Here is a 3791-nt window from a genome sequence, read left to right on the forward strand (position 1 = left end):
GAGGGCGGTTGGCTCTGTTCCCGCCGCATACGGCCGGATATCCCTCATCGGGCCCTTCGCAGATGAGCGTAGGTAAGCCTGTTTGATAAGCGCCGCCGGGGGTCGCCGACAGGGTTGTTCACTGACCGCCGGCAAGTGGCGGTACCTGTGCTGTACAAGTTGCGGTAGCTCGAAGCACGCGTTGAACATGTTCGGCAGCCCATCCGGGCTCGAAAGCTCGGGTACGCAGCAGCCAACGGTGAAGTATGGGGCCCAATAGGAGCTCCGCGGCCGCGTCCGGGTCAGCGATGCTTCCTCGTTCTAATCGGTCAGAAATACCTCTGAGTTGCGGCGTCAGGAGCAGATCGTGAAATTGAGCGGCAAGAACTTCGTCGGTCTGTATGTCGGCGGTAACCGCTCGTAGAAAACGTTCCTGCGTCGGGTCGGTCAACTCTGCAATTGTCGCAGTGACGAGCGATTCCAGGTCCGCCGCCAGATCACCCGAGTTGGGCACGACGACCACGCCGTCTGCGGTGACGCTCCGAATGAGGAGCGCGTCAAAAAGGATCGCGCCGGTCGATGGCCATGAGCGGTACAGCGTTTGCTTACTCACTCCCGCACGCATTGCTACACCTTCCATCGTGATGTTTCCGAAGCCGCCCTCCCCGGCGAGAGCGAGTACCGCGTCGTGGACCTGAGTTCGGGTTTTTGGTCGTGCCATTTCCAAACAGTATCGGAAAAAACGAGACGATGCGTCCAGTTCGCGCTATGGTGGACGCATGAATTCACCACAAACCTGGATGATCACCGGAGCGAACCGTGGGCTAGGCCGCGCCCTGGCCATCGCCGCGCTTGAAGCAGGCCACGCCGTGGTTGCAACCGTGCGAGGCGCGCACTCCCTCCCGGAACACGAGCGCCTGGCCGTTCATCAACTCGATGTCCGCGACCGGCTCGGTGCCTTCGCCGCGGTTACGCAGGCCGTGGCCAAATTCGGTCGGCTCGACGTCCTCGTCAACAACGCCGGGTACGGCCTTATCGGCGCGGTGGAAGAAGCCACCGAGGAAGAAGGGCGCACCATCATCGACACTGATCTTCTCGGTCCACTGTGGCTTAGTCAGGCCGTGATACCGGTCATGCGCAACTAGGGAAGTGGGCACATCGTTCAAATCTCGACAGTCGGGGCCGTGGGTACCATGCCGACATTGGGGCTCTACAACTTAGCGAAGTTGGGCCTCGAGGGGTTCAGTGAGGCGATGGCGGCCGAGGTCGGTCGCTTCGGTATCCGTGTGACCCTGGCCGAGCCCGGAGCGATCGACACGGACTGGGCCGGCGGGAGCATGCAATTCAGTTCACCGATCGCCGCTTATGACGGGCTACGGATCGAGTTGTTCGGCACTGCGACCGTGCCTTGGCCAGCAGGGGGAGCCGGCGGGGGAACATCTCCGGAGGATGTGGCGGCTGCGATTCTCGCGCATGTAGCAGAGCTCGACGATCCGAGACTCCGGCTGCTAATTGGCGAAGACGCTCCGGGGCAGGTGGAGGCAGCGCTGACACTCCGTCGTAAGGATTACGAGCGGGACCCCCGATTCTGCGGTCGATGACTAAAATCACAACCGTCTGGATTGAGGATCGGTGAATTCAAGCGGTCGTTGCAACGGTGGGGTTTCCTGGTTCGAATAGTAGTTGTTGCATGGCGTGCGCGGGGGTGATGCCGCCGAGGGTTTTGCGCGGCCGGTCGTTGAGTTCGGTAGCGACCTCGAGCAACCGCTGGGGTGAGTGGACGGAAAGGTCTGTGCCCTTCGGGAAATACTGGCGCAGCAAACCGTTGGTGTTTTCGTTGGAGCCGCGCTGCCACGGCGAGTGAGGATCGCAGAAGTAGATCGCCATTTTCGTAGCCATGGTAATTTGCCGGTGCTGAGCCAGCTCGGTTCCCTGATCCCACGTCAACGACTTGGCTAGGTGCGCCGGGAGGGTTTTGATGGCGGCCAGCAGGCCATCCCTGACGGTGATGGCGCTGTGATCGCCTGGTAAATGGATGAGCATCGTGAACCGTGTCTGGCGTTCCACGAGGGTGGCGATAGCGGACCGGCAGTTCGAGCCCAGCACTAGATCGCCCTCCTTACGTTGTTGTGGTGGGTGATTTCGGGGCTGTCGTAGTGTGTCGATCACCCTCGGGCGGCGGGTATGGCTGAGATCTCCTTGTTGCTTGGACGGCTTACTGGGAATGGCCGCCTGCTGCCCGTCCGATAACTGGACCGCTGATTGAGAGTTGCGACATTGATCGCTGGGTAAGGACGTGCCGGCGCGGTTATCGACAGGGCCTCTGGTTGCTACTAGGTGAAAGGGTTGATGATGGCGACGGTATGGGCGGGCATTGATGCAGGGAAAAGAGCGCACCACTGTGTGGTGATCAACCAGGCAGGAACGATCCTGCTCTCGCAGAAGGTGGAGAACGATGAGACAGCCCTGCTGGAGCTCATCGCGAGGGTGTTGGACCTCGCTGATGAAAGCAATGGTCGTGCCGATGGTGACGTCTGTTGGGCGACGGATCTGAACGCCGGCGGCGCGGCCCTGTTGATCGCGTTGCTCGCCGGCCATGGTCAGCACCTGCTTTATATCCCGGGCAGGATCGTCCATCATGCGGCGGCGACGTACCGTGGGGATGGGAAAACCGACGCGAAAGACGCCCGGATCATCGCGGACCAGGCCCGCATGCGAACCGACCTGCAACCGGTCCGCGGCGCCGATCAGATCAGCGTCGACCTGAGCCTCCTCACATCCCGACGCACAGACCTCGTCTATGACCGGGTGAGGAGCATCAACCGGCTTAGGGCCACCATGCTCGAGTACTTCCCTGCCCTGGAGCGGGCGTTCGACTACTCCAAGAAAGCCCCCTTGATCCTCCTCAGTCGCTGTCAGACAGCCGAGGGTATCCGGCGGATAGGACTGGTCCGGCTCACGAACTGGCTCAAGAAGCACCGGTGCCGTAACAGCGCCGCCATGGCGCAGAAAGCAATGGAGGCCGCGGACTCCCAGCACACGGTCCTACCTGCCCAATCCATGGGCTCGGCGCTGGTCGCCCGACTGGCCGAACAGATCAGCGCTCTTGATGCGGAGATCGCTGAAGTCGACGCCCAGATCACGGACCTGTTTCGGCAACACGCCGACGCCGATGTCCTGTTGAGCATGCCTGGGTTCGGGCCCATTTTGGCTGCGACGTTCCTGGCCAATATCGGCGGGAACCTCAAGGCGTTCGACACCGTGGACCGGCTGGCCTGCGTCGCCGGACTCGCACCCGTACCCCGGGACTCCGGTCGTATCAGCGGCAACCTCCACCGGCCCCGCCGCTTCAACCGCCGACTCTTACGCACCTGCTACCTCGCGGCCCTCTCCAGCCTGAAAAACAGTCCAGCATCCAGAACCTTCTACGACCGGAAACGAGCCGAGGGAAAGTCACACAAACAAGCACTCATCGCCCTCGCCCGCCGCCGCATTAACGTCATCTGGGCCATGCTCCGCGACCACACCCCCTACCAAGAACCAATCCCCGCGACCCTCCAGGCCGCTTGACAACAGCATTGAGATTCCCAGTGACCGGGCACGGCGCGGTCAGCGACGTCGGCAGGGCGTTCACTAATGAGGATCATGTCCGGGATCTTGCCTGAACCCTTCACTGCACCCGGGCGTCTGGGACGCCTCACGGCACGACCTGTGCGCAGGTGTTGGTGCAGGTCAGCGCGTAAATGGCCGCGCCCTTGGACGTACAGGGCCTGGTAGATCGTTTCGGAACTCACTTGCAACTCCTGCCGGTC

Annotated in this window: 2 protein-coding genes and 3 pseudogenes; 2 read left to right on the top strand and 3 right to left on the bottom strand. The window is 61.9% G+C overall.

The genetic code is table 11. From position 1 onward, the window contains the following. Window positions 1–118: 118 nt before the first annotated feature. The gene (locus Y705_RS16450; RefSeq protein WP_049822093.1) at window positions 119–700 is read right to left on the bottom strand and encodes a TetR/AcrR family transcriptional regulator; all 582 of its coding nucleotides are present in this window, start codon (window positions 698–700) and stop codon (window positions 119–121) included. Between the two features lie 79 nt (window positions 701–779). On the opposite strand from Y705_RS16450, the pseudogene Y705_RS0101420 reads away from it, so the two are divergent. Continuing rightward, window positions 780–1580, top strand: a pseudogene (locus Y705_RS0101420) (SDR family NAD(P)-dependent oxidoreductase). A 37-nt stretch (window positions 1581–1617) separates the two neighbouring features. Here Y705_RS0101420 and Y705_RS16455 read toward each other — a convergent pair. Next, window positions 1618–2196 (bottom strand): annotated as a pseudogene (locus Y705_RS16455) (IS30 family transposase); the annotation flags it as partial. A gap of 135 nt (window positions 2197–2331) precedes the next feature. On the opposite strand from Y705_RS16455, the gene Y705_RS0101430 reads away from it, so the two are divergent. Beyond that, the gene (locus Y705_RS0101430) at window positions 2332–3549 is read left to right on the top strand and encodes an IS110 family RNA-guided transposase (RefSeq protein WP_049822095.1); all 1218 of its coding nucleotides are present in this window, start codon (window positions 2332–2334) and stop codon (window positions 3547–3549) included. Between the two features lie 14 nt (window positions 3550–3563). Here the strand turns inward: Y705_RS0101430 and Y705_RS22870 are convergent. Beyond that, window positions 3564–3791 (bottom strand): annotated as a pseudogene (locus Y705_RS22870) (transposase); the annotation flags it as partial.

This window comes from Arthrobacter sp. H41 (genome assembly GCF_000520535.1).
Lineage (GTDB): Bacteria > Actinomycetota > Actinomycetes > Actinomycetales > Micrococcaceae > Arthrobacter_D.

Coding starts and splice junctions, on each gene's coding strand:
- Y705_RS16450 (WP_049822093.1), bottom strand. CDS start 700: ATGGCACGACCAAAAACCCGAACTCAGGTCCACGACGCGGTACTCGCT.
- Y705_RS0101430 (WP_049822095.1), top strand. CDS start 2,332: ATGGCGACGGTATGGGCGGGCATTGATGCAGGGAAAAGAGCGCACCAC.